The 23,493-nt window shown below is 74.1% G+C and carries 21 protein-coding genes and 1 pseudogene; 9 read left to right on the forward strand and 13 right to left on the reverse strand.

What is annotated here, in order from left to right; translation table 11 throughout:
* Positions 1–94 (forward strand): annotated as a pseudogene (locus tag ABZ573_RS27585) (phytochelatin synthase); the annotation flags it as partial.
* 279 nt (positions 95–373) lie between these two features.
* Here the strand turns inward: ABZ573_RS27585 and ABZ573_RS27590 are convergent.
* Positions 374–730: a VOC family protein gene (locus ABZ573_RS27590; protein ID WP_132240294.1), complete on the reverse strand. Its 357-nt coding sequence runs from the start codon at positions 728–730 to the stop codon at positions 374–376.
* A gap of 159 nt (positions 731–889) precedes the next feature.
* On the opposite strand from ABZ573_RS27590, the gene ABZ573_RS27595 reads away from it, so the two are divergent.
* Positions 890–3,745 (forward strand): aconitate hydratase, encoded by a 2,856-nt coding sequence (locus tag ABZ573_RS27595; protein WP_358121923.1) that lies wholly within the window; start codon positions 890–892, stop codon positions 3,743–3,745.
* A 55-nt stretch (positions 3,746–3,800) separates the two neighbouring features.
* On the opposite strand, the gene ABZ573_RS27600 is transcribed toward ABZ573_RS27595, so the two are convergent.
* The 9 genes from ABZ573_RS27600 to ABZ573_RS27640 form a co-directional block, all read right to left on the reverse strand.
* On the reverse strand, positions 3,801–5,888 hold the full coding sequence (locus ABZ573_RS27600) for a hypothetical protein (RefSeq protein WP_358121925.1): 2,088 nt from the start codon (positions 5,886–5,888) through the stop codon (positions 3,801–3,803).
* A 711-nt stretch (positions 5,889–6,599) separates the two neighbouring features.
* Positions 6,600–7,211 (reverse strand): ATP/GTP-binding protein, encoded by a 612-nt coding sequence (locus ABZ573_RS27605; protein WP_132240296.1) that lies wholly within the window; start codon positions 7,209–7,211, stop codon positions 6,600–6,602.
* Complete coding sequence (locus ABZ573_RS27610) at positions 7,192–7,578, reverse strand: DUF742 domain-containing protein (RefSeq protein WP_358121927.1); 387 nt, start codon at positions 7,576–7,578, stop codon at positions 7,192–7,194. The genes ABZ573_RS27605 and ABZ573_RS27610 overlap by 20 nt, the downstream gene beginning before the upstream one ends.
* Before the next feature lie 5 nt (positions 7,579–7,583).
* A complete protein-coding gene (locus ABZ573_RS27615) occupies positions 7,584–8,006 on the reverse strand; it encodes a roadblock/LC7 domain-containing protein (RefSeq protein ID WP_091629996.1) in 423 nt (140 codons plus the stop codon).
* A 91-nt stretch (positions 8,007–8,097) separates the two neighbouring features.
* Positions 8,098–10,689: a nitrate- and nitrite sensing domain-containing protein gene (locus tag ABZ573_RS27620; protein WP_358121930.1), complete on the reverse strand. Its 2,592-nt coding sequence runs from the start codon at positions 10,687–10,689 to the stop codon at positions 8,098–8,100.
* A 154-nt stretch (positions 10,690–10,843) separates the two neighbouring features.
* Positions 10,844–12,418: a prenyltransferase/squalene oxidase repeat-containing protein gene (locus tag ABZ573_RS27625; protein ID WP_358121932.1), complete on the reverse strand. Its 1,575-nt coding sequence runs from the start codon at positions 12,416–12,418 to the stop codon at positions 10,844–10,846.
* Positions 12,415–13,290 carry a terpene synthase family protein gene (locus ABZ573_RS27630; protein ID WP_327031252.1) on the reverse strand — a complete coding sequence of 292 codons (876 nt, stop codon included), beginning with the start codon at positions 13,288–13,290 and terminating at the stop codon, positions 12,415–12,417. The genes ABZ573_RS27625 and ABZ573_RS27630 overlap by 4 nt, the downstream gene beginning before the upstream one ends.
* Positions 13,291–13,343: 53 nt before the next feature.
* Positions 13,344–14,669 (reverse strand): cytochrome P450, encoded by a 1,326-nt coding sequence (locus ABZ573_RS27635; protein WP_151457156.1) that lies wholly within the window; start codon positions 14,667–14,669, stop codon positions 13,344–13,346.
* A 243-nt stretch (positions 14,670–14,912) separates the two neighbouring features.
* Positions 14,913–15,827: a GNAT family N-acetyltransferase gene (locus ABZ573_RS27640; RefSeq protein ID WP_327029036.1), complete on the reverse strand. Its 915-nt coding sequence runs from the start codon at positions 15,825–15,827 to the stop codon at positions 14,913–14,915.
* Between the two features lie 82 nt (positions 15,828–15,909).
* Here ABZ573_RS27640 and ABZ573_RS27645 point away from each other — a divergent pair, with 82 nt between their 5' ends.
* Positions 15,910–16,158: a DUF2630 family protein gene (locus tag ABZ573_RS27645; protein ID WP_132240301.1), complete on the forward strand. Its 249-nt coding sequence runs from the start codon at positions 15,910–15,912 to the stop codon at positions 16,156–16,158.
* Positions 16,159–16,203: 45 nt separating this feature from the next.
* Here the strand turns inward: ABZ573_RS27645 and ABZ573_RS27650 are convergent, their stop codons facing one another.
* The 3 genes from ABZ573_RS27650 to ABZ573_RS27660 all read right to left on the reverse strand — a co-directional run bounded on the left by ABZ573_RS27650 (position 16,204) and on the right by ABZ573_RS27660 (position 18,961).
* Positions 16,204–17,139: an RIO1 family regulatory kinase/ATPase gene (locus ABZ573_RS27650; protein WP_327029037.1), complete on the reverse strand. Its 936-nt coding sequence runs from the start codon at positions 17,137–17,139 to the stop codon at positions 16,204–16,206.
* Between the two features lie 251 nt (positions 17,140–17,390).
* Complete coding sequence (locus ABZ573_RS27655) at positions 17,391–18,035, reverse strand: HAD-IA family hydrolase (RefSeq protein ID WP_151457346.1); 645 nt, start codon at positions 18,033–18,035, stop codon at positions 17,391–17,393.
* 59 nt (positions 18,036–18,094) lie between these two features.
* Positions 18,095–18,961 carry a carbon-nitrogen hydrolase family protein gene (locus tag ABZ573_RS27660; RefSeq protein ID WP_327031253.1) on the reverse strand — a complete coding sequence of 289 codons (867 nt, stop codon included), beginning with the start codon at positions 18,959–18,961 and terminating at the stop codon, positions 18,095–18,097.
* Between the two features lie 109 nt (positions 18,962–19,070).
* Here ABZ573_RS27660 and ABZ573_RS27665 point away from each other — a divergent pair, with 109 nt between their 5' ends.
* The 6 genes from ABZ573_RS27665 (at position 19,071) to mug (ending at position 23,476) form a co-directional block, all read left to right on the forward strand.
* Positions 19,071–19,643: a TetR/AcrR family transcriptional regulator gene (locus tag ABZ573_RS27665; RefSeq protein WP_151457345.1), complete on the forward strand. Its 573-nt coding sequence runs from the start codon at positions 19,071–19,073 to the stop codon at positions 19,641–19,643.
* Positions 19,644–19,761: 118 nt separating this feature from the next.
* Positions 19,762–20,673, forward strand: coding sequence for a TIGR04222 domain-containing membrane protein (locus ABZ573_RS27670; protein WP_151457344.1), 912 nt, complete (start codon positions 19,762–19,764; stop codon positions 20,671–20,673).
* Positions 20,670–21,488, forward strand: coding sequence for a DUF692 domain-containing protein (locus ABZ573_RS27675; RefSeq protein WP_358121936.1), 819 nt, complete (start codon positions 20,670–20,672; stop codon positions 21,486–21,488). The genes ABZ573_RS27670 and ABZ573_RS27675 overlap by 4 nt, the downstream gene beginning before the upstream one ends.
* Positions 21,485–21,931: a hypothetical protein gene (locus ABZ573_RS27680; protein WP_151457342.1), complete on the forward strand. Its 447-nt coding sequence runs from the start codon at positions 21,485–21,487 to the stop codon at positions 21,929–21,931. The genes ABZ573_RS27675 and ABZ573_RS27680 overlap by 4 nt, the downstream gene beginning before the upstream one ends.
* Before the next feature lie 97 nt (positions 21,932–22,028).
* A complete protein-coding gene (locus tag ABZ573_RS27685) occupies positions 22,029–22,796 on the forward strand; it encodes an SDR family oxidoreductase (RefSeq protein ID WP_327029038.1) in 768 nt (255 codons plus the stop codon).
* Positions 22,797–22,906: 110 nt separating this feature from the next.
* Positions 22,907–23,476, forward strand: a complete 570-nt coding sequence (gene mug, locus ABZ573_RS27690; RefSeq protein ID WP_225852529.1) for a G/U mismatch-specific DNA glycosylase — start codon at positions 22,907–22,909, stop codon at positions 23,474–23,476.
* Positions 23,477–23,493 lie beyond the last annotated feature (17 nt).

Consider the following 23,493-nt stretch of genomic DNA (forward strand, 5'->3'; position numbering starts at 1 on the left):
CATCGCCGACTCCGCCAACCCCAACCAGGCCTCCTACCGCATGAGCGTCGACAACCTCGCCGACTGGATCGCCACCCGCGGCTACACCGCCTGACCCCACAGCGACACGCGCCGCCCAGCAACACCCCAACGACAAGGGCCGGCCCCCACAAGGGGCCGGCCCTTGTCGTCTTCACCTTCACCCAACGTCTGTAGCCGGGTAGGCCGGGCCGAGCCGAAGCCGAGGCCCAGGGCGGCAGCCGGGGCCGAGCCGCAGCCAGAGCCCGGGGGCACCCGCGGTGGCCAGCCCGCGTTGCCCACCCCAGGCGGGCACAGACCGAGGCGAGAAACTCCAGCATCCGCCGGCAGGGCAGCCGGGCAGGCCGGGGCCGAGTCAGTCGATCGGGGCGAGGAACTCCAGGCGGTTGCCGTGCGCGTCCTGGGAGTGGAACCGGCGCAGCCCGGGCAGTTCGTCGTCGCCCCAGCTCACCGGGTACCCGGCGGCGACCAACCGGGCGGCGAGCGCGTCCAGGTCCGGCCACAGCAGGCCGGGGTGGGCCTTGCGGGCGGGCCGGAAGTCGTCCTCCACGCCCAGGTGCAGCTCCGCGCCGTGCCCGGTGAACCAGCAGCCGCCACGGGCCGCGAGGGCGGGCGGTTTGGGCTTCTCGGTCATCCCGAGCACCCCGACGTAGAAGGCCCGCGACGCCTCTTCGGAGCCGCGTGGGCAAGCGAGCTGTACGTGATGGATCATGGTGGCACCTCCTCGTCCCGAACGATGGCACGAGGTTGCGAAGTTAGCAAGACGGACGTACGGTTTTGTTGACGACGAGATCGGCGGTAAGTGTCCCCTAACCACGGCGGCACCCCGACCGGTGCGACAGACTGCTCAGGACTACTCACGGTCGCTGGTGTGAAGGAGTACGACGTGGCGAGCCTCGACACCTTCGGTGCGAAGACCCAGCTACGCGTCGGAGACGCGAGCTACGAGATTTTCAAGATCAGCAAGGTGGACGGCCACGAACGGCTGCCCTACAGCCTGAAGATCCTCCTGGAGAACCTGCTCCGGACCGAGGACGGCGCGAACATCACCGCCGACCACATCCGGCAGCTCGGCGCCTGGGAATCCGACGCCGACCCGAGCGTCGAGATCCAGTTCACCCCGGCGCGGGTGCTCATGCAGGACTTCACCGGCGTGCCCTGCGTGGTCGACCTGGCCACCATGCGCGAGGCGGTACGGGACCTGGGCGGCGACGCCACCAAGGTGAACCCGCTCGCCCCGGCCGAGCTGGTCATCGACCACTCCGTCATCGCCGACCTGTTCGGTCGCGAGGACGCCTTCGAGCGCAACGTCGAGCTGGAGTACGAGCGCAACAAGGAGCGTTACCAGTTCCTGCGCTGGGGCCAGACCGCGTTCAACGAGTTCAAGGTCGTCCCCCCGGGCACGGGCATCGTGCACCAGGTCAACATCGAGTACCTGGCCCGTACGATCATGGAGCGCAACGGCCAGGCGTACCCGGACACGGTCGTCGGCACCGACTCGCACACCACGATGGTCAACGGCCTGGGCGTGCTCGGCTGGGGCGTCGGCGGCATCGAGGCCGAGGCCGCGATGCTCGGCCAGCCCGTCAGCATGCTGATCCCGCGCGTGGTGGGCTTCAAGCTCTCCGGCGAGATGCCGGCCGGCACCACCGCCACCGACCTGGTGCTCACCATCACCGAGATGCTGCGCAAGCACGGCGTGGTGGGCAAGTTCGTCGAGTTCTACGGGCCGGGCGTGAGCGCCGTGCCGCTGGCCAACCGGGCCACCATCGGCAACATGTCCCCGGAGTACGGCTCCACCGTCGCGATCTTCCCGATCGACGCCGAGACCGTCCGCTACCTGGAGCTGACCGGCCGCGACGCCGCGCAGGTCGCGCTCGTCGAGGCGTACGCCAAGGAGCAGGGCCTCTGGCACGACCCGGACGCCGAGCCGGAGTACTCGGAGCGCCTGGAGCTGGACCTCGGCACGATCGAGCCGTCCCTGGCCGGCCCGAAGCGCCCGCAGGACCGGGTCCCGCTGGGCAACGCCAAGACCCTGTTCCGCTCGGCGCTGACCGACTACGTGGCCGCCGACGAGACCGGCGGCGACCGTGGCCGCAAGTCGGGCGTGCCGCAGCTGGAGAAGCCGTTCGGCGTGCAGGGCCACGCCGACGAGGCGAGCGCCGAGTCCTTCCCGGCCAGCGACTCCCCGGCCAACGGGGTCAGCGACCCGGCCGACGCGCCGCGCGACCTGGAGACGGCGGCGGTCGGCTCCGGCGGGCGGGCCAGCAACCCGACCCGGGTCACCGGCGCCGACGGTGTCGAGTACGAGCTGGACCACGGCGCCGTGGTGATCGCGGCCATCACCTCCTGCACCAACACCTCCAACCCGCAGGTGATGATCGGCGCGGCCCTGCTGGCCCGCAACGCGGTCGACAAGGGCCTGACCCGCAAGCCGTGGGTGAAGACCACCCTGGCCCCGGGTTCCAAGGTCGTCATGGACTACTACGAGCGGGCCGGCCTCACGCCCTACCTGGAGAAGCTCGGCTTCCACCTGGTGGGCTACGGCTGCACCACCTGCATCGGCAACTCCGGCCCGCTGCCGGAGGAGGTCTCGGCCGCGGTCAACGAGGCCGACCTGGCCGTCGTCTCCGTGCTCTCCGGCAACCGCAACTTCGAGGGCCGGATCAACCCGGACGTCAAGATGAACTACCTGGCGTCCCCACCGCTGGTGGTCGCGTACGCGCTGGCCGGCACGATGGACATCGACCTGGCCAACGAGCCGATCGGCGAGGACGGCGAGGGCAACCCGGTGTTCCTTCGGGACATCTGGCCCAACAGCGCCGAGATCCAGGACGTCATCGCCTCGGCGATCGGCGCCACCGGCTTCAGCGCCGCGTACGAGGACGTCTTCGCCGGTGACGAGCGCTGGCAGTCGCTGCCCACCCCGACCGGCGACACGTTCGCCTGGGCGGACGAGTCCACCTACGTCCGCAAGCCCCCGTACTTCGAGGGCATGGAGCGGGAGCCGAAGGCGGTCGTCGACATCGGTCCGGCGCGGGTGCTGGCCAAGCTGGGCGACTCGGTGACCACCGACCACATCTCGCCGGCCGGTTCCATCAAGGCCGACTCGCCCGCCGGGACGTACCTCGCCGAGCACGGCGTGCCGCGGCACGAGTTCAACTCGTACGGCTCGCGCCGGGGCAACCACGAGGTGATGATCCGGGGCACCTTCGCCAACATCCGGCTGCGCAACCAGCTGGTCCCCGGCGTCGAGGGCGGCTTCACGGTCAACCACCTGACCGGCGAGCAGACCTCGATCTACGACGCCTCGGTGGCCTACCAGGAGGCGGGCATCCCGCTGGTCGTGCTGGCCGGCAAGGAGTACGGTTCCGGCTCGTCGCGCGACTGGGCGGCCAAGGGCACCATGCTGCTCGGCGTCAGGGCGGTCATCGCCGAGTCGTACGAGCGGATCCACCGCTCGAACCTGATCGGCATGGGCGTGCTCCCGCTGCAGTTCCCGGCCGGCGAGACCGCCGAGTCGCTCGGCCTCACCGGCACGGAGACGTTCTCCATCGCCGGGGTCACCGCGCTGAACGACGGCCAGACCCCGCGTACGGTCAAGGTCAGCACCGACACCGGCGTCGAGTTCGACGCGGTGGTCCGGATCGACACCCCGGGCGAGGCGGACTACTACCGGCACGGCGGCATCCTGCAGTACGTGCTGCGTCGCATGATCGCCAACTGACGACACGGACGAGGGGCTCCCTGCCACGACGGCAGGGGGCCCCTCGCGTGTCCGCTCAGATGCGGCCGGTGCCGGCGCCCGCGAGGACCAGGGCGGGCACGTCCGCCGCCGGGTCGAGGCTGTACGGGTAGTACGTGCGCGGCTCGACCACCGTGCCGTTCGTCTCCGGCGCGCCCGAGCCGACGTACACGTTGTGGCGCTGCACCGCCCGGCCGGGTCCGCTGTCGGCGTAGCCGCTCGCCGACCACAGCGGGTGCGGCACGTCGCGGAAGTAGTTCCCCTCCACCAGCACGCCGGCGTTCTCCGTCGACGCCACGCCGTAGAGGGCGTTGCCGAGGAAGTAGTTGTTGTAGACGTGCACCGGCTCGCCGAAGCGGACCCGGGGGTGCCGCTGGCGGCTGTTGTCGAAGAAGTTGTGGTGGATGCTGACCTTCAGCCGGCCCACGTCGGTGGAGGCTGAGCCGTCGGAGTGGCCGATCAGCATGGACTTGTCGGCGTGGTCGAAGTGGTTCCACGACACCGTCACGTAGTCGGCGCCCCGGACGATGTCGACCGAGCCGTCCACCGCGCCGGAGAAGCGGTTGTGGTCGATCCAGATGTGGTGCGAGTTCTGGCCGACGTTGACCGCGTCGTCCTCCGCGTTCGTGAAGTTGATGTTGCGGACGATCACGTTGTACGACCGGTAGAAGTCCAGCCCGCCGCCGGTGATCTCGGCGTTGCCGACCCCGACGATGGTCTTGTTCGGGCGTACCCCCTGCTTGCTGGTGATCGCGATCCGCCCGGTCACCTGGATGACCAGCGGGCCCACCGTGTCGATGTGTTCCAGGAAGTCCGCGGCGTTGGTCGCGGTCACCGTCGGCCCGCCGGCGCCGCCGGTGGTGCCGTTCTGGCCGAGGGCCGCCACGGCGGCGAAGCCGTCCGGGCCCGCGACGGCCGGCACCGGCGCGACGGAGGCCGGCGCGGCGAGGGCCGTGGTCCTGCCGGGCCCGGCACCCGCCGGGACGATGGTCGGCACGCTCGCGGCCGGGTCGAGGGTGTACGGGTAGTACCCGCGCGGGTCCGGCACCGTGCCCCGGGTCTCGATCGCGTGGTTGCAGGCGACCAGGATGTTGCCCCGCTCGACGATGCGCCCGAGGTCGCCGCTGAAGTCGACCCGGCCCGGATTGTTCACGCTGTAGAAGTAGTTGTTCTCCATCAGCACGGCGGCGTCGTACGTGGAGGCCACCCCGTAGCTGTTGTCGTTGTAGTGGTTGTTGTAGACGTGCGCGAGCGCGGAGAAGCGCACCCGCGGGTTGCGCTGGTCGGAGCGGTCGAAGAAGTTGTGGTGGTACGTGACCCGCAGCCGGCCGATGTCCTGCGGGCCGGCGTCCTCGTCGTGGCCGAGCAGCAGAGTCTTGTCGTGGTCGTGGAAGTGGTTCCAGGAGACCGTGACGAAGTCCGAGCCACGCTTGATGTCGACCGCGCCGTCGTCGCCGTCGGAGAACTCGTTGTGGTCGATCCAGATGTGGTGCGAGAACATCTGGACGTTGATCAGGTCGTCGGTCGCGCCGGTGAGGTGCAGGTTCCGGATGATGACGTTGTGTACCGCGTTCGCCGGGGGCGAGGTCACGTCGTCGTCGACGGGCACGCCGATGTTGAGCCCGCCGCCGGAGAGCGTCGCGTCGTCGCCGAGACCGACGATCGTCTTGTCGGAGGCGACGTTCCACATCCCGTCGTTGCCGCCGGCGGGCAGCGTGATGGTGCCGGCGACCTGGACGACGTACGGCCCCGGGCGGGCGATGTGGTCGAGGAACTGCGCGGTGGTGGTGACCGTGACGACCGGCCCGCCGGCGCCACCGATGGTCCCGTTCTGGCCGAGGGCGTGGACGCTGGCGAACCCGTCCGCCGCCGCAGCCGGAGCGGGGCCGGGCGCCGTCCGCGAGGCGGTGCCGGCCGCTGCCTGCGGGGCGGTCCCGGATGCCGCTGCGGCCGGAGCGTTGCCGGATGCGGCCATCGGGGCGGGTGGAGCCGGCGGGGTGGTCGGGAGCGCGGCGTTGGCCGGTGACGCCGGTGCCACCAGGGCGGCGGCGAGGCCGACGGCGGCGAGCAGCCGTCGGCGACGCCCGGGCCGTGGCGGCCCGTCCGGGTTGAGGGTCGTGAGCATGAGGTTCCGCCTTTCTCGTACGGCGGATCGCCGGAGCCGGCGCACGACGGGCCGCGTGCCGTTCGGATGCTGGGGCACGGTCGCGCGGGTTCGGGTGCCTGGGCGCGGTCGCGCGGGACCGGACGCGAGTGGGAACTGGTTCGCGTCGGGGTTGCGGACCGGCACCGGCGATCAGCCAGGTGATGGACGGCGGAAAGCGCTTTCCGAGCACCATGCTAGGCAGCCCATCTGATCGAAGTCAATCGATCGGCCCTGCCCCCGTCGCGCGCACCTCGCGCCGTCGATCCTGGCGGTCCGCACTCCGTACGTGTGCTCCGTGCGGGTGCTCTGCGCTCTGTGCGTGCGCTCTCTGCTCTGTGCGGGTGCTCCGTGCTCGAGTAGGCACCAGCCCAGCGACACTTTGGCCCCGCGACCAATCCGCCACCACGCGCACGGACACCTAAGGAAGCGAGCTGCCAACCCACGGGTGCGCTGCACCCGTGCAGGCCCGGAGATCTTGGTATGGACGTGCCCCCATAGGGGCCGTTTCTCGCCAAGATCCGGTCTGCGCGTCGAGGGACGCGACGCAGCCAACAGCGACGCAGCAGACACGGAACAGCCGCAACGACGCGAGCAGCGGGCAGCGACGCGGGGCAGCCCCAACGGCCGCTACCCGCGCGACGGCGGCTGCGGCACCGTAGCGGCTGCTACGCGGTGGTGACGGTGGGCCGGTCAGTCGGTGGCGGCGGCGCGGCGGCGGGCCTCGCGGGTCTTCATGGCGTGCTCCATCAGCGTGATGAGCACCTCCTTGCTGGACTCCCGCTGCCGCGCGTCGCAGAGCAGCACCGGCACGCCCGGGTCGAGGTTGAGCGCCGCCTGCACCTCGTCGAGCCGGTACTGCCGGCTTCCCTCGAAGCAGTTGACCGCCACCACGAACGGCGTGCCCCTGCCCTCGAAGTAGTCGATCGAGGGGAAGCAGTCGGCCAGCCGCCGGGTGTCGGCCAGCACCACCGCGCCGAGCGCGCCGAGCGCCAGCTCGTCCCAGACGAACCAGAACCGGTCCTGGCCAGGGGTGCCGAAGAGGTAGAGCACCAGGTCGTCGCTGATGGTGATGCGGCCGAAGTCCATCGCCACGGTGGTGGTCGTCTTGCTCTCCACCCCGGAGAGGTCGTCGATGCCGACGCCGGACTCGGTCAACACCTCCTCCGTACGCAGCGGACGCGTCTCGCTGACCGCACCGACCATGGTGGTCTTGCCCACGCCGAAGCCACCCGCGACGAGGATCTTGATCGCGGTGGGCAGTGGCGTCGCTCCCGCCGGCCGCTCAGAGTGCCCGTAGTCCATTGATTACCGCCTCGAAAACGCTGTTGTCGGGAAGGCCGGCTGTGGTGTGCGGCTCACGTACCTGCACCAGGCTGCGGGCCGCCAGGTCACCGAGCAGGACCCGGATGGTGCCCACCGGCAGGTCCAGGTGGGCGGCGATCTCGGCGACGGACTGGATCCGCTGGCAGAGCCCGACTATCGCCAGGTGCTCCGGGCCCAGTCCGATCTCCGGGATCACGTCCGCACGGGTCGCCGTCACCAGGGAGATCAGGTCGAACGTGCCGGTGACCGGCCGGGCCCGGCCGCGCGTCATCGCGTACGGGCGCACGACCGGGCCGGCATGGTCGTCGACCCACTGGTGCTCCGAGGACTCCCCCTGCACCGTCATCGCGGCTACTTCTCGCCGGTCTGCTGCTCGCCGGTCCGCGAGGGCGACGCCACGTACTTGCCGACGCGGGTGACCAGCATCGCCATCTCGTAGGCGATCAGGCCGACGTCGGCGTCCTCGCTGGCGAGGACGGCCAGGCAGGCGTTGCGCCCGGCCGCCGTGACGAACAGGAACGACGACTGCATCTCGATGATGGTCTGCTGCACCTGCCCGCCGCCGAAGCGCTTGCCCGCGCCCCGGGCCAGGCTCTGGATGCCGGCCGCCATGGCCGCCAGGTGCTCGGCGTCGTCCCGGCCCAGCCCTCGCGAGGCGGCCATCAACAGGCCGTCCGTAGAGAGCGCGACCGCGTGGTCGGCCTGCTTCACCCGGCCGACCAGATCATCCAGCAACCACGTCAGGTCGGCACTCGAAGCCGTCTTCTGCGCCACTCGTCGTCCTCTTCTCCCCCGGCTGTTGTCGCCGTGCTCGTCTCGGCTGACCGCTGCGGTGCGGGGATCCCCCGCACCGCGACGGCACCGGTCAGGTCGCTTGCAGGTCGTCGCCGGCGTCGGGTTCCTCGCCGGCCTCGGTTCGGCTGTCGCCCGCTCCACCGAGCAGCCGGGCGGCGTCGGTACGGCCCCGCCGGGTGCCGGTCTGGTAGGAGCTCATCATCCGGCGTACCTGCTCCGGCGGGCGCGCCGTGTCGTCGTCCCCGTCGTCGTCCCCGCCGGCGGCCGGATCGTCGCGGAGTTCCGGCACGATGCTGGCCTGCCGGACCCGGACCGGCAGGCCCGAGTCGGTACGCGCCGTCACCTGGCGGGCCGTCGGCGCCGGACCGCCGGTCGTCGTGGAGCCGGTGGCCGCCTCCGGTGCGGGGGTCCCCGTCGTGTCGGGCGCCTCCGCCGGCGCGGGCCGGGCGGCCACGGGCAGGCCGGTCGGGAAGGTCGGGCCGTCCAGGGCGTACTGCTCGGAGCCGCCACGGGGGCGCACGGGCAGCCGCGGGTCGAGGGCCGGGCCCGTCGTCGGCAGGCTCCGGCCGCGCGACCGGGTCGGCAGGGCGCCACCGTCGGCGTCCCCCGTGGCGGGGGCGTCGGCGTCCGACGCCGGGCGGGGGCGGGGCGCGAGCGGCTCGGCCAGTGCCACCGGCGCCGTGGCGAGCGGTGGCTCGGCGGCGGGCGGCGCCTGACCGGACGCGCCGGCCACCGGGACGCTGGCGGGCAGGCCGGCCGGGAACCCGCCGGAGGTGCTCGGGTCCTCGTCGGCGGCGGTGACCAGCTCGGCCGGGATCAGCACGACGGCGGTGGTGCCGCCGTACGCGGACTCCTTGAGCTGCACCCGTACGCCGTGCCGCTCGGTCAGCCGGCTGACCACGTAGAGGCCGAGGCGGGAGGCGTTGGCCAGGTTCAGCTCGGACTGGTCGACGATCCGGTGGTTCGCGGCGGCGAGGTCCTCCTCGCTCATGCCCAGGCCACGGTCCTCGATCTCGATGGCGAAGCCGTTGGCCACCTGCTGCCCGCGCACCTCGACCGAGGTGTGCGGCGGGGAGAACGACAGCCCGTTCTCGATCAGCTCGGCGAGCAGGTGGATGACGTCGCCGACCGCGCGGCCGGTGAGCGAGACCGCGCCGAGGGGCAGCACGTTGACCCGGGTGTAGTCCTCGACCTCGGCGACAGCGCCCCGGACGACGTCGACCATGGGCACGTTGCGCCGCCAGGCGCGGCCCGGGGTGGAGCCGGAGAGCACGATGAGGTTCTCCGCGTTGCGCCGCATCCGGGTGGCGAGGTGGTCGACCCGGAACAGGTCCTCCAGTTCCTCGGCGTCGTGCTCGCGACGCTCCATCGCGTCGAGCAGGGTGAGCTGGCGGTGCACCAGCGCCTGGGTGCGCCGGGCCAGGCTGAGGAAGACCTCGCGTACGTTGCGGCGCAGGTCGGCCTGCTCGACGGCGGTGCGGATGGCGGTCTCCTGCACGGCGTTGAACGCCTTGCCCACCTGGCCGATCTCGTCGTCGCCGAACTCGAGCGGAGGCGCCTCCTTGGCGATGTCGACCTCCTCGCCGTGGCCGAGCCGCTCGACGACGCTGGGCAGCCGCTCGTTGGCCAGCCGGATGGCGGCCTCGCGCAGCCGCTCCAACTGCTGCACCAGGGCCCGCGCGGTGGTGATCGACACGACGATCGAGGCGACGACGGCGAGCAGGCCCAGACCGGCGGCCAGCACCAGCCGCAGGACGACGCCGACGGCGATCGGCGCGGCCCGCTCGACGAGCGCGTCACCGGCCTCGATGATGAAGCGCTGCTGCTCGCCGACCACCACGTCGGCCGCCGCGCGCCACTCCGCCGCCGACACGGGTGGCGCGCCGCCCGCCCGTCCCTGCACGACGCGGTCCTCCAGGGACCGGAACGCGGTGTACGCCTCGCCGCCGACGAGTGCCTCGTAACGGGCCCGGTCGCCGCTCGACAGGTCGGTACGGACCTGGCTGTCCAGGTAGCGCTGGGCGCCGGTGGCGCGGGCGAAGGCGGCGGTCTCCTCGGGCGTCATCCGGCCGGCGGCCAGGGCGCCGGTGACGAGGGCGTCCTCCTGCGACATGAGTTCGCGGATCCGGACGAGCTGAATCAGCGCCGCGGTCTCCCGCGTGAACTGTTCGTCGTCCAGGTTGCCCAGCGACCCGTACATCCGCAGCACCGAGTCGATGAGTTCGGTGTACTCCCGGGTGGCGGCGGCGCGGTCCACCTGGCGGTCGCGGATGGACTCGCGTACGGCGGCGAGCCGGTCCAGCCCGCTGACGACCGTGTCGATCTGCCGCTGGCTCTCGTCGGCTGCCAGGTCCACCCGCCAGCTGCTGACGGACTTGCGGAAGTCGTCGGCGACGCCCTCGGTCCGCCGCCACTGCGCGTCGAGCTGCTCCCGCTCGGCCGCGCCCGAACCGCCCAGGTACGCCGCGGACGCCCGGCGTTCCGCCTGCAACTCGAGCACCAGCGGCTCACCTGGCTGGGCGACCTGGGCGTCGAGCACCTGCACCCAGAGGAGACTGACGCCCTCCCGGAGGGTCACCCACGCGGCGAACGCCCACAGCGCAACGAGTGAGGCCAGCAGAGCCACGACTTTCCGGCGCAGATTGGAGCTGCGGGAACCCATTTAAAACCATCCCTGGCGGGGAGTCTGATTCATCCGATCGGCGGTTTCCGCATGGCGCTTCGACCGACCCGGCGCACGGTAGCAGTGTCCCGACGATCACTCAAGCAGTGCTGATCATGACCGGTGCGTCATCGGGGGCACCGGGTCGCGGGGCTCACCGTCCTGCGTGGCCGCTCAGCCGCGCCAGGTGCCGCGCCGCGAGCACGGCGGCCCGCACGATGAGCACCGGGTGGTAGAGATCCTTGTCATGCCACAGTGGAACGCCGTCACCGTCCTCGTCGCGATGCTCATCGAGGTAGGCGAGCGCGCGGCGCACGGCGGTGGCGAGGCCCGGCCGGGGCGTTCGCCCCGTGCCGAGCAGCACCTGGAGGGCGTACGCGGTCTCCTCCGGCGTGCCCGTCCACAGCCCCCACGAGCCGTCGTCGCGCTGGGTGTCGCGCACCCAGTCGGCCGCCCGGTCGAGCCGGCCGCCGGTGGTGTCGGGCGCGTACTCGGCGAGGCCCGCCGCGACGCTGGCCGTCGCGTAGTACGGCGAGGCGTGCCAGCGGTCCGTCCAGCTGCCGTCGGCGAGCTGACCGTCCACCAGCCAGCCGGCCACCCGCCGCGCCACGTCGGCGTACGGGCGGCCCGGACGGTGCCGGGCATGCCAGCCGAGCGCCTCCAGGACGTGGGCGTTCGTGGTGACCGACGCGCCGTCCTCGCCCTGCCAGGTGCAGAAGTGCGTGCCCGTGTCGTACGCCAGGAGGCTGTCGGGCGCCATCGGGCGGCCGAGCCGGGCCAGCGCGAAGAGGGTGACGGCGGTGGTGTCGGCGTCCGTCGGGAGGCCGGGCGAGGTGGCCGCGCCCGTCGGTCCGAGCGCGGCGGCCAGGCTGCCGGTCAGCTCGGCGGGGACGTCCGCCGCCGCGCCGACCCGGGCCAGCCCGCTGAGCACCCAGGCCCGCTCGAACACGGCGATGGGTGTCGTGCACGGCACGGGCCCGCCGCCCCGCACCACGGCTCCGGTCAGGTACTCCAGCGCGCTCCGGTCCGCGCCGGGACGGGCGGGATCGCCCAGCCAGGCCGCGGTGGCTGCGGGCGAGGCCCCGACGGCGCCGGACACGGGCCGGGCCGGCAGGCTCACCCGTGCCCGCTCGTCGAGCACCTCGAAGGCGTGCCACAGCTTCTCCGGTACGGGCCCGCCCGCGGCGAGGAGCCGCCCGACCGCCTCGGCCCGGTGCCGGGTCATGCCGTGCGGCATCGGCAGCGCCGCCGGCCGCCCGGGTGCCGCCGTGCCGTCGAGGAGCGCGTCGACGCGGTCGATCAGGGCGGGCACGATCAGGTCGACGCCCGGCATGTCCGGCACGGGCTCGGCGGCGACCAGCAGCCGGTCCCGCAGCACCGCGACGCCCCGGTCCACGGCCGTCGAGAGCCGGTGCGCCTCCCGTGGGCGGGCGCGCCCCGGCGTGCGCAGGGCGCTCAGCAGCGCCTCCACCGCGCTCAGGGTCGGCACCAGGCCGTACGCGCCCGGCGCCCCCCACCCGCCGTCGGCGCGCTGGGCGGCCAGCAGGTGACGCAGCCGCTCGGCGTGCCCCGGCAGCCAGGGGGCGTCGCTGACCAGCCGACCGGTCTCGTAGACCGAGGGCGAGACCGTGCCGTCGGGGGCGGCCAGCATCGCCGCCACCAGTTCACGGCCGGCGACGGCGAGCGCGGCGCCCCCCGAGTCCCGGACGGCGACCGGGGCCGCCGTCACGACATGCCCCAGAAGTCGGCCAGCTGGTAGAAGCCGCTGCTGAAGCCGACCTGCCGGGCCAGGTAGTCCGCCTCGCGCGGGCAGGTCTCCCGGAGCGGGTCCAGCATCCGGTGGCAGGTGTCCACCAGCTCGGCGAGCCGCTGCTCCACCTCGGCGCGGTCCTCGACCAGCAGCAACGCGTTCAGGTCGCCCCAGCGCACGTCCCGCTCGTAGGTGCCGAGGTCGTTGACGAGGCGCAGGGCGCGCTGCACCTGGTCGCTGACCGCGACCAGCTCGTCCAGCCGGGCGAGGGTGGCCTCGTCGCCGGTGTAGAGCCAGTGCGCGACGTTGACGATCGTGCAGGCGTGGTTGTCGGCGTTGTCCAGGTACGCGTCGAGGCTCGGCAGGGACGACCGGTCCCCGGGCCGCCAGGCCGCCTTCCACTCCCACTCGCGGGCCATCGCCCGCACCGTCGCGTCCACCCGGTCCCGCCACAGCGGACGGTGCGCCGCGAAGGCGTCGGACGTCGCCAGCTCACCCTGGAGCGCGGCCAGGTAGCCGCCGAGGTGGTCGTCGGCGGCGGGCGGCTCGCCGGCGGCCACCGCGAGGCAGCGCGCGACGAGGCCGTCGACCTCGTCGCGGGAGCGCGCCCGGTGGTCGATCAGCCAGTCGAGGGCGAAACCCCACAGCACGGTCCGGTTCGCGGCGCGCAGTTGCCCGGCCGTGCACCACGGGGCGCCGAAGGCGATGGCCAGCGAGATGTTGGCGAACAACATGGTGTCGAACGGGTCGGCGGGAAACAGTTCGGGGTGCGCCGCGGCCGACGCCTGGAGGTCGCGTTGGCCGCGTACCGCCAGGCCGCAGATCCGGCCCTGTTCCTGCGCGTCCCGCATCTCGTCGCGCCCGCCCGGCGTCGCGTCGCGCGACCGGTCGGGCGTCACCGCGGTCACGCCGGCCGCCGCTCGTGGACCGGGGTCAGCGCCATGACCACCGGCCGGCCCGGACGCAGGGTCGCCGCCAGCTGCTTGGGCGGCATCCCGGCGTCGCGCAGCCGGAAGCGGTACCGGCTGAGGATCGTCGCGACCACCAGCGGAGCCTCCAGGTTGAACAGGTACATGCCGAGGCACTGGTGCGGGCCGCCGCCGAACGGGAAGTACGCGTACCGGTGCTCCCGCCGCGGCTGGTCGCCACGGAACCGGTCGGGATCGAAGGTGTCCGGGCGGTCCCAGTACCGGGCCAGCCGTTGGGTGACGTAGGAGCTGACGGCGACGATGCTGCCGGCTCTGATCCTGGCGCCGCCGATGACGTCGTCCGCCACCGCCGTGCGGGGCACCAGCCACCCGGCGGGGTACATGCGCAGCAGCTCGTCGACCACCGACCGGGTGTAGGTGAGGGCGAGCAGCTGCTCCCGGCTGATCACCCGGTCCGCGCCCACCACCTCGTCCAGCTCGGCGTAGAGCCGGCCGGCCACCTCCGGGTTGGCGTCCAGGATCGGCCACAGCCAGGTCAGTACGGCGTACGTCGTCTCCGTCGCGGTGGCGAACATGGACACCACGTCGTCGCGGACCCGTCGCTCCCCGAGCGGGCGGCCGTCGTCGTCGCGGGCGTTCGCCAGGGCGGCGAGCAGGTCGTCGCCGTCGCGCGGGTGGGCCCGCTCGGCCCGCACCAGGGGCAGCATGATGTCGTCGACGACGCCGATGGCGCGGCGCAGGGCGCGGTCGCCCGGCACCGGTACGGCGTCGGGCACGAAGGGCAGGAGCAGGCGGGCCCGCAGCGCCGTCACGATGGTGTCCTGGGCGGCCACGATCCGCAGCTGGTCGGCGAGGCTCACCCGGTCGGCGAAGAAGACGCTGCTGATCGCCCGGCAGATGACCCGGCCCAGCTCGGCGCCGGCGTCCAGCCACCGGCCGGTGCGGGCCGGCTCGTCGAACTCGTCGACGGCCTCGCTGACGGCCTGGCTCATGGAGTCCACCAGGGAGTCGATGCGCTTGGCGGTGAAGTGCGGCTGCATCCGCCCGCGGCTGGCCTGCCACTCCGGTCCGTCGGACATGATGCCGTCGCCGGTGAGCCGTCGTACCGGCCGCCACAGCATGCTCTGGCCGCCGCGGGTGTAGTTGGCCGCGTTGTCCCGCAGCACGTACTGCACGTGGGCGGGTTCGGTGACCAGGTAGGGGCGGATCGTCCCGAGGTTGAGCCGCAGGACCTCGCCCGGGGCGGCGTCCGCCATCGCGACGAGCTGGCCCAGCGGGTCACGCAGCAGGCCCGGCAGCATCCTCCACAGTGGCGCGGACCGCGCCGGACGACTTCGTGAGTCGTCGGCACCCCGTTCAGCAATGGCATCCCGCACCCGTGGCTCCTCCCGTCGGTCACGCTCCGTTGTGACGGACCGTCATGCGAACGGCTGCCTTGCGTCACGATTCGGGAAGCATGCCATCACCCGTCGAGACTCCGCTAGCCGTCGAATGAGAATTTTGCTCATGGGAATGCTCGTCCATGAAGGATTTCGTGTCGGGCGTCACTTCGGAAGGGTGCGCAGGTGGCGCCACTCGGCGGCCACCGGCCGGTACCCGAACCACGCGTTGACCGCCCGCATCGCGTCGTTGCCGGCGTCGTTGATCGTGGACGCCCACCGGAAGCCCGCCGACCGGGCCGCCCGCAGCGACGCGTGCTTGACCGACCGGGCGAGACCCCGGCCCCGCCACCCGCTGCGGGTGCCCGTCATTCCCGACAGGTAGCGGTCCCGGCCGTCGGTCAGCGCGAGGCTGAACGCCACCACCACGCCGTCGGCCGTCGCCACCGTGCTCAGCGCCCGGTCCAGGTCCGGCCGGTCCCAGTACGCGGCCCGCCAGTCGGAGAAGCCGATCTCGTCCATCCCGACGTCGCCCGGCTCGTCCGCGGCGGCGGCCAGGTCCGCCTCGTACAACGGGCGCGGGTCGACCAGGTCCGCGGCCGTACCCAGCCGCACCCCGGCCGGCGGATCGGGCGCGGCCGGCAGCGCCGCCGCCAGGTCCAGGCCCAGGATCACGCTGCGCCGGCCGGGCCGGTAGCCGCGCCGCTCGGCGAAGGCGAGCGGCGCCGGCTCGTCGACGACCCGCGCGTACGCCCGGCGCACCCCCAGCCCGGCGAGCCGCTCCTCGGCGGCGGCGAGCAGCGCCGACCCGACGCCCCGCCCCCGCCCCTCGGGGCGCACGACCAGGTTGACGAAGCCGAGCCCCGGCTCGGCGCTCTCGTACAGCAGCCCCGTCCGGGCGACGCCGGCGATCCCGTCGCCCGCCTCGGCGACGAGCATCCCGAAGCGCTCGGCCGGCTTGCCGGTCGCCTGCCAGGCGAGCAGCTCCGGCGTGACCACCAGGTGGGGCCGGGCGGCGCGGAGCAGGTCGGCGACCGGCGCCAGGTCGGCGGGGCCGGCGGCCCGGACGGTGGGAACCATGGCTGGGCAACCTACCGCAGCGGCGGGGGCGGGCGGCGGTGGAACCCGGGCGCGCCCGCGCGGCCTGTGCCAGGCTCAGGGCATGGACGACAAGACGATCCTCAACCGGATCTCGGAACTGGTCGACGAGGAGCACCGGTTGCGCGCCGACGCGCAGGCCGGCGAGTCGGGCACGGACGACGACGCCCGCACCCGGCTGCGCGAGTTGGAGGAGTCCCTCGACCAGTGCTGGGACCTGCTGCGTCGGCGACGCGCCGCCCGGGAGACCCACGGCGACCCGGACGCCCAGGGGACGCGCCCCAAGCCGGCGGTCGAGCGCTACCTCCAGTGACCCGGGTCCCGGGTGGCCGGTGCCTGGCCACCCGGGACGTCGCGGTCAGCGGATCCCCGCCTCCCGCAGCAGCAGCGCGCTCAGCGCGGCCGGGTCGGCGTCCGCCGCGGGCAGGCCCCGGGCCGCGAACCAGGTGGCGACCACCCGCACGTCGCGGGCCAGGAACTCCGGCCCCTGCGGGTTGGCCACCACGTCGACCACCTGCGGCAGGTCGATGAGCACCAGCCGCCCCGCGTGCACCAGCAGGTTGTACGGCGACAGGTCGCCGTGTGCGAGGCCGGCGCGGGCGAGCACCACGAGGGCGTCGACGAGCTGCCCCCACAGCTCGCGCAGCTCCCCCGCCTCCGGCCGCAGCTGGGCCAGCCGGGGCGCGGCCAGCCCCTCCTCCTGGTCGCCGAGGAACTCCAGCATCAGCTCCGTGCCGCGCAGCTGCACCGGGTAGGGGACGGTGATCGTGCCGTGGCGGGCGCCGACCTCCCAGAGCCGGGCCAGCGCGGCGAACTCGGCCGCCGCCCACTGCCCGGCGATCATCTGCCGGCCGAAGGCGGTGCGACCGGCCATCGCCCGGTTCTCCCTGGACCGGCGGACCCGGCGGCCCTCCAGGTAACCGGCGTCGCGGTGGAAGAGGCGGTGCTGGGGGTCCCGGTACCGCTTGGCCGCCAGCAGGCAGGACCGGTCGGTGCCGGGCACCGCCCGGCGGACGAGGTGGACGTCCGCCTCCTTGCCGGTCTTGAGCATCCCGAGTTCGGTGTCCTTGGCGGCCAGTTCGGTGACCAGCCACTCGGGGTGGGGCTGCGGGCCGTGCACGGCGTCGTCCCAGGACGACCAGCGCTCCCCCGTGTCGGGGTCGGGCTCGGCGTCGGGGTCGGCGAGGGCGGGCTCGGCGGCCCGGCCACGCTTCAGGAAGAGCTGTTCGTCGTCGTCGAAGCGGCGCTTGCCGCGGGTACGGCGCTCGCGCGCCGGAAGGTCGTGATCGCGCACTGCGGTGGTGATCCCTTGCTCGAGGCTGATGGGGGCAGGTGGTAGTGACCTGCGAAGACGGCCATGACCGACCCCCTCTCCTCGACCGGGCGCGGACCCGGTTGCACGATGCGCCGACCATGCTCGCGGTCCGACGCCGCCCCGGTCAACCGAATTACGCCAGCCCAGGTCCGGCGCCCCGCCGGGGCTGGGCGGAAACCCCTTGGCCAGCCGCCGCGCCGGCTCACCGGGCGGCTGGTGGCGCTCCCCCGTCAGGCGGCGAGCACCGTCGCGACGGCGGCGATCACGCCGTCCGCCGTGCGGGTGGGGGCGAACCGGTCGTCGACCCAGCTCCGCCCCCGGTGCAGCCAGACGCTGGGCAGGCCCACGGCGGCGGCGCCCCCGATGTCCGCCTCCGGGCCGTCACCGACCACCCAGGCGCCGCGCAGGGGCAGCCGTACCCGCCGGGCGGCCAGCGCGAAGATCCTCGGGTTGGGCTTGCTGACGCCGACCTCCTCGGAGATGACCCAGTCGGCGACGAAGCGGTCCAGCCCGGTACGCCGGATCATGGCCTCCTGCTGGCGTACCCCGCCGTTGCTGACCACCACGGGCGTCCAGCCGGCCCCGTCGGCGATCCGCAGCGCGCAGGCGACCAGCGGGTCGAGCCGGATGTTGGCCACCACGCCGTCGTGCAGCTCCTCGACCAGGTCGATGGACGGGATCCGCAGCCCGTACCGGTCACGCACGGCGTCGGCCACGTCCCACCGGTCGGTCAGCCCGTCGGCGTCGATGGACAGCAGCCAGTCGATGTCGGCCGGCGGCGCGCCGACACCGGCCAGGAAACGCTCCCCCCAGGCGCGGAACGGACCGGCCCGGTCGAGCAGCGTGTTGTCCAGGTCCAGCAGGAGCAGCGGCACTCGGGCACCTTACGGGAGCGCGACCGCCCGGCGACAGTGCCGACTCCTCCCCGCGCCCGTCAGGCCGGCAGCGCGGAGCGGGCGCCGCCCTGGTGGGGCAGACGGTCGAGCAGCATGCAGTGGGCCGCCCGGGTCGCCGCGAGGGCCTCCGGGGCGAGCGCGACGACCAGTACGGCCTCGCCGGTGTCCGCGCCCCGGGCCAGCGGCCGGCCCTCCGGGTCGTAGACCGCCGCGCCGCCGTTGAACCGCCACGGGTCGGCGCCGCCGACGAGGTTGGCGAACACCACGTACATCGTGTTGTCCAGCGCACGGGCGGCGTAGTAGAGGTCGCGGCGGTGCTCGGAGCCGGCCAGGTAGCCGCTCGGGCAGAGGTAGCCGTGCGCCCCGTCGGCCGCCGCTGCCCGGCCGTGCTCGGGGAAGCAGCCGTCGTAGCAGATGCCGAGCCCGAGCCGCCAGTCGTCGACGAGCAGGGTGGTACCCCGGTCACCGGCGACGAACAGCTCCCGCTCGCCGCTCCACAGCTGCTGCTTGTCGTAGCCGACGCGGACCTCGCCGGAGCGGTCGACCAGCAGGGCGGAGATCGTCCGCCGGCCGTCCGGGTGCCGGACGGCGGCGCCGACCACCACGGCGGCGCCACCGTCGCGGGCCGCCTCGCGCAGCGGGTCCAGCCGCGGGTCGTCCACCCGGGCCGCCGGGTCGGCCGCGACATCGGTGCCGGCCGGATCGGCCGCGAGCGTCGGCAGGTGGTACGCGGGCAGGAAGAGCTCGGGCAGCACCGTCACCCGGGCGCCCCGCTCCGTGGCCTGGCGGACCAGCCGGGCGGCGCTCGCCGCGTTGCCGGCCACGTCGCCGGGGACGGGCTCGGCCTGCACGGCCGCGACGATCAGCGGTGCGGCGGGGACCGCGACGGCGGTGGGAAGTGGCATCACGGGCCGATCCTAATCCGACGCGCCGACCTTGGATGATCATGCGCGCGGCCAAACCAAGCCGTACGTACGGTTTGCATGGCGGGGGGCGAGCTGTCACGATCGACCCGTGCCCAGAGTAAGTCAGGACCAGCTCGACGCGCGCCGGCAGGAGATTCTCGCCGCCGCGCGGGCCTGTTTCGCCCGGCACGGCTACGAGGGCGCCACCGTCCGCCGGCTCGAGGAGGCCACCCGGCTGTCCCGGGGCGCGATCTTCCACCACTTCCGCGACAAGGACTCGCTCTTCCTGGCGGTGGCCGAGGACGACGCCGCGGCCATGGTGGAGACGGTGGCCCGCAACGGCCTGGTCCAGGTCATGCGGGACCTCCTGGCCGGCGCGGTCTCCCCCGACACCACCGGCTGGCTGGGCAGCCAACTGGAGGTGTCCCGGCGGCTCCGGACCGACCCGGCGTTCGCCAGGCGGTGGGCGGAACGGTCGGCGGCGATCGCCGAGGCGACCCGCGACCGGCTCGCCCGGCAGCGGGAGGCGGGCGTGCTCCGCGAGGACATGCCGATCGACGTGCTGGCCCAGTTCCTCGAACTCGCCTACGACGGCCTGGTGCTGCACCTGGCGATGGGCCGTCCCGCCGGCGACCTCGGCCCGGTGCTCGACCTGGTCGAGGAGGCCGTCCGCCGCCGCTGACCGGCCGCCCTCGCGCCACTGAGTATCGGTCCGGTAACTCGGTCCACGCGGTGGGTCCACCCTGGCGGGCCTGCTCCACAATTGGGTCGCGATCCCCCTCGCCCGACAGGAGCAGCACATGACCGTCCTCGCCGCACCTGGTGACACCTGGGGCATCTCCGGTCCCGCCTTCCTCGGGGTCTATCTCCTCGCAGCCGTCGTAATCATCGTCGGCACGGTCGTCCACCGGCTCTCGGTCCTCGCCGGGCCGCAGGTGGGCGACGTGGGTCAGCTCGGCCCGCAGCAGGTCGCCTACCTCAACGGCGGGCAGCAACTGGCGATCTGGGCCTCGCTCGGCGGGCTGCGCAGCAGCGGGGCCATCGGCGTACGCCCGGACCGGCGGCTCACCACCGGCGGTGCGCTGCCGGCCGGGATCACGCCACTGGACCAGGCCATCCACTTCGCGGCCGGCCGGAACGCCACCACCCGGGAACTGGCCCGCGACGAGTGGGTGGTCCGGGCGCTCGACCAGCTCCGGACGAGTCTGGAGCAGCGCGGACTCGCGCTCCCGCCGGCCCGCCGGGCCGCGCTGCGCCGGGGCGCGTTCCTGCTCACCGCCCTGCTGCTGGTCGGCGTGTTGCGCATCTTCGCCGGCCTGGGCAACGACCGTCCCGTGGGCTGGCTCGTGCTGAGCCAGCTCCCGCTGATCGTCGTGGCCGTCCTCCTGTACCGGGTGCCGTGGCGCACCCGCGCCGCCACCCAGGCCCTGCGCGGCCTGCGGCGTCAGCACACCTACCTCGCGCCCGCCTCGGCCCCCGCCTACGCCACCTACGGCGCGGCGGGCGCCGCGATGGGGGTCGCGCTGTTCGGCACCGCGTCGCTCTACGCCATGGACCCCGGCTTCGCCAGCCAGGCCGAGATCCAGCGCCAGGCGATCAGCGGCTCCGGCGCCTCCTCGACCGGCGGCGGATGCGGCGGCGGCAGCTCGTGCAGCGGGGGCAGCTCGTGCGGCGGCGGCGGGGGTTGCGGCGGAGGCGGGTGCGGCGGATGACCGGCCCCGCCGGCGTCGGCATCGGCTGGCGGCCGGAGATCGCCGGGTTCGTCGCCGACCTGCCCGGGCTGCGCTTCGTGGAGGTGGTCGCGGAGAGCGTCGCCGCGACCGGGCCACCGCCCGCCGGGCTGGCCGCGCTGCGCGAGCGCGGCGTGACGGTCGTACCGCACGGCGTGCGCCTCTCCCTCGGCGGCGCGGAACCGGTCGACCCGGCGCGCGTCGCCCACCTGGGCGCGGTGGCGGAGCTGGTCGGGGCGCCGCTGGTCAGCGAGCACATCGCCTTCGTCCGGGCCGGCGGCGTCGAGGCCGGTCACCTGCTGCCGCTGCCCCGCAGCCGGGAGGCGGTCGACGCGGTCTGCGCCAACGTCGCCCGCGCGCAGGCCGCGCTGCCGGTGCCGCTCGCGCTGGAACCGATCGCGGCCCTGTTCGGCTGGCCCGACGACGAGCTGGACGAGGCCGACTTCCTCACCGAGATCCTGGACCGCACCGGCGCGTTCCTGCTGCTGGACGTCGCCAACGTGTACGCCAACGCCCGCAACCGGGGCACCGACCCGCTGGCGCTGCTCGACCGGCTGCCGCTGGAGCGGGTCTCCTACGTGCACGTGGCGGGCGGCGCCGAGCACGGCGGCTACTACCACGACACGCACACCGATCCGGTGCCCCCGGCGGTGCTCGACCTGATCCGCGAGCTGTGCGCCCGCCGCCGGCCGCCGGCGTTCCTGCTGGAACGCGACGGGCACTACCCGCCCGCCCCGGTGCTCCGCGCCGAGTTGGACGCCCTCGCCGCCGTGTCCGGCTTCCCGGTGGTGACGTGAGCGGCGACCTGGCCGAGCGGCAGGCGGCGCTGGTGGCGGCGCTGGTCGCCGGCGGCCCGGTGCCGGCGGGCTTCGACCCGGCGGCGCTCGCCGCCGCCGGGACCGCGCTGCTCCGCAAGCGCGCCGGGGAGGTGGCCCGGCACTGGCCGCTGCTCGCCGCCGGTCTCGGTCCCCGGTGGCCGGAGACCTTCGCCCGCTGGGCGGCCGGGCGGCCGACCGGAGGCTCGCTGCGCGACGGCTGGGACCTGGCCCGCGACCTGCGCGACCGGGGCGCGCTGCCGCCGCTCGGCGCGGAGGAGTTGGCCGCGCGCGAGGCCGCCCACCGCTACGACGGGCACACCCCGCCGCGCCCGCGTCGGCTGCCGGCGTGGGGGCGCGCCGGCGGGGCCGTCGCGGTCCAGCTCGCCGGTCGGGTACGCCTGCTGCGTCCCGCCCGCAGCTGAACCGCCCGCCACCGGACCGCCCGCCGCTGAGCGCCCACCGCGCACCGGCCCGAGGGCCCCGCTGGCGGATCCGGCCGGGTGCGGCAGGATCGACGGCATGGATCTCGGACTGACCGATCGGGTGTACGTACTCACCGGCGCCTCCCGAGGGCTGGGCTTCGCCACCGCGCAGTGTCTCGTCGCCGACGGCGCCCGGGTGGTGCTCTCCGCCCGCGACGCCGACGCGGTGGCCGCCGCCGCGCAGCGCCTCGGCGGGCCGGAGCGGGCGGTCGGGCTGACCGCCGACCTGGCCGACGCGCAGACGCCGGAGCGCCTCGTGGCGGTGGCCCGGGAGCACTTCGGACGGCTCGACGGGGCACTGGTCTCGGTCGGCGGGCCGCCGCCGGGCAGCGCCGCCTCGGTCACCGACGAGCAGTGGCGCCGCTCCTTCGAGACGGTCTTCCTCGGCACCGTCCGGATGGTTCGCACCGTCGCCGAGCACCTGGCCGGGGGCGGGGGCGGGGCGGTCGGGCTGGTCCTGTCGACCTCGGCGCGCGGCCCGGTGCCCGGCCTGGGCATCTCCAACGGCCTGCGGCCCGGCCTGGTGGGCATGGCCAAGGACGTCGCCGACGAGTACGGGCCCCGGGGCGTGCGGGTGGTCGGCCTGCTGCCCGGGCGGATCATGACCGACCGCAACGTGGAACTCTTCGCCGCCACCGGCGACCCCGACCGGGCCCGCGCGGAGGCCGAGGCCGCCATTCCGCTGCGCCGCATCGGCGCGCCGGACGAGTTCGGCCGGGTGGCCGCGTTCGTGCTCTCCCCCGCCGCGAGCTACCTGACCGGGGTCACCGTGCCGGTCGACGGCGGCGTGCTGCGGAGCCTGTGATGGCCGCGCCCGCCGACGGATCGTCCGCCGGTCCCCCCGCCGACGGATCGCCCGCCGGTCCCCCCGCCGACGGATCGCCCGCCGGATCGCCGCTCCGGCGACGGACGCGGGTGGCGCGGGAGGCCGGGCGGTATCCGCGGCCGACGCGGGAGGAACTCGCCGCGGCGGCGGAGCGCACCATCCCCGATGTCATCGCCCCCGGCTTGGACGTGCTCTTCGTGGGCATCAATCCGGGCCTGTGGTCGGCCGCGACCGGGTGGCACTTCGCCCGGCCGGGCAATCGGTTCTGGCCCGCGCTGCACCGGGGCGGGTTCACGCCCCGGCTGCTGCATCCCAGCGAGCAGGACGAGCTGCCGGGGTACGGGCTGGGCATCAGCAACATGGTCGCGCGGGCCAGCGCCCGGGCCGACGAGCTGACCCCGGCCGAGCTGGTCGAGGGCGCGGAGATCCTCACCGGCAAGGTCGAGCGGCACCGCCCCCGGTGGGTGGCCGTGGTCGGGGTGACCGCGTACCGGATCGGGTTCGCCCGGCCGAAGGCCGCCTTCGGGCCGCAGCCGCAGCGGCTGGCCGGCGCCCGCCTCTGGGTGCTGCCCAACCCCAGCGGCCTGAACGCGCACTTCACCCCCGAAACGCTCGGCGCCGCGTTCGGGGAGTTGCGGGCGGCAGTCGAGACCGGGTGAGACGTCGGTTGGCCGCA

The sequence above is a fragment of the Micromonospora sp. NPDC007220 genome (genome assembly GCF_040634035.1).
Taxonomy (GTDB): domain Bacteria; phylum Actinomycetota; class Actinomycetes; order Mycobacteriales; family Micromonosporaceae; genus Micromonospora; species Micromonospora reichwaldensis.

Bases quoted from the DNA above. Each gene is read 5' to 3' on its own strand.
- ABZ573_RS27590 (WP_132240294.1), bottom strand. From the start codon at position 730: ATGATCCATCACGTACAGCTCGCTTGCCCACGCGGCTCCGAAGAGGCG.
- ABZ573_RS27600 (WP_358121925.1), bottom strand. From the start codon at position 5,888: ATGCTCACGACCCTCAACCCGGACGGGCCGCCACGGCCCGGGCGTCGC.
- ABZ573_RS27605 (WP_132240296.1), bottom strand. From the start codon at position 7,211: ATGGACTACGGGCACTCTGAGCGGCCGGCGGGAGCGACGCCACTGCCC.
- ABZ573_RS27610 (WP_358121927.1), bottom strand. From the start codon at position 7,578: ATGACGGTGCAGGGGGAGTCCTCGGAGCACCAGTGGGTCGACGACCAT.
- ABZ573_RS27620 (WP_358121930.1), bottom strand. From the start codon at position 10,689: ATGGGTTCCCGCAGCTCCAATCTGCGCCGGAAAGTCGTGGCTCTGCTG.
- ABZ573_RS27630 (WP_327031252.1), bottom strand. From the start codon at position 13,290: ATGCGGGACGCGCAGGAACAGGGCCGGATCTGCGGCCTGGCGGTACGC.
- ABZ573_RS27635 (WP_151457156.1), bottom strand. From the start codon at position 14,669: ATGCTGCCGGGCCTGCTGCGTGACCCGCTGGGCCAGCTCGTCGCGATG.
- ABZ573_RS27640 (WP_327029036.1), bottom strand. From the start codon at position 15,827: ATGGTTCCCACCGTCCGGGCCGCCGGCCCCGCCGACCTGGCGCCGGTC.
- ABZ573_RS27645 (WP_132240301.1), top strand. From the start codon at position 15,910: ATGGACGACAAGACGATCCTCAACCGGATCTCGGAACTGGTCGACGAG.
- ABZ573_RS27660 (WP_327031253.1), bottom strand. From the start codon at position 18,961: ATGCCACTTCCCACCGCCGTCGCGGTCCCCGCCGCACCGCTGATCGTC.
- ABZ573_RS27670 (WP_151457344.1), top strand. From the start codon at position 19,762: ATGACCGTCCTCGCCGCACCTGGTGACACCTGGGGCATCTCCGGTCCC.
- ABZ573_RS27675 (WP_358121936.1), top strand. From the start codon at position 20,670: ATGACCGGCCCCGCCGGCGTCGGCATCGGCTGGCGGCCGGAGATCGCC.
- ABZ573_RS27685 (WP_327029038.1), top strand. From the start codon at position 22,029: ATGGATCTCGGACTGACCGATCGGGTGTACGTACTCACCGGCGCCTCC.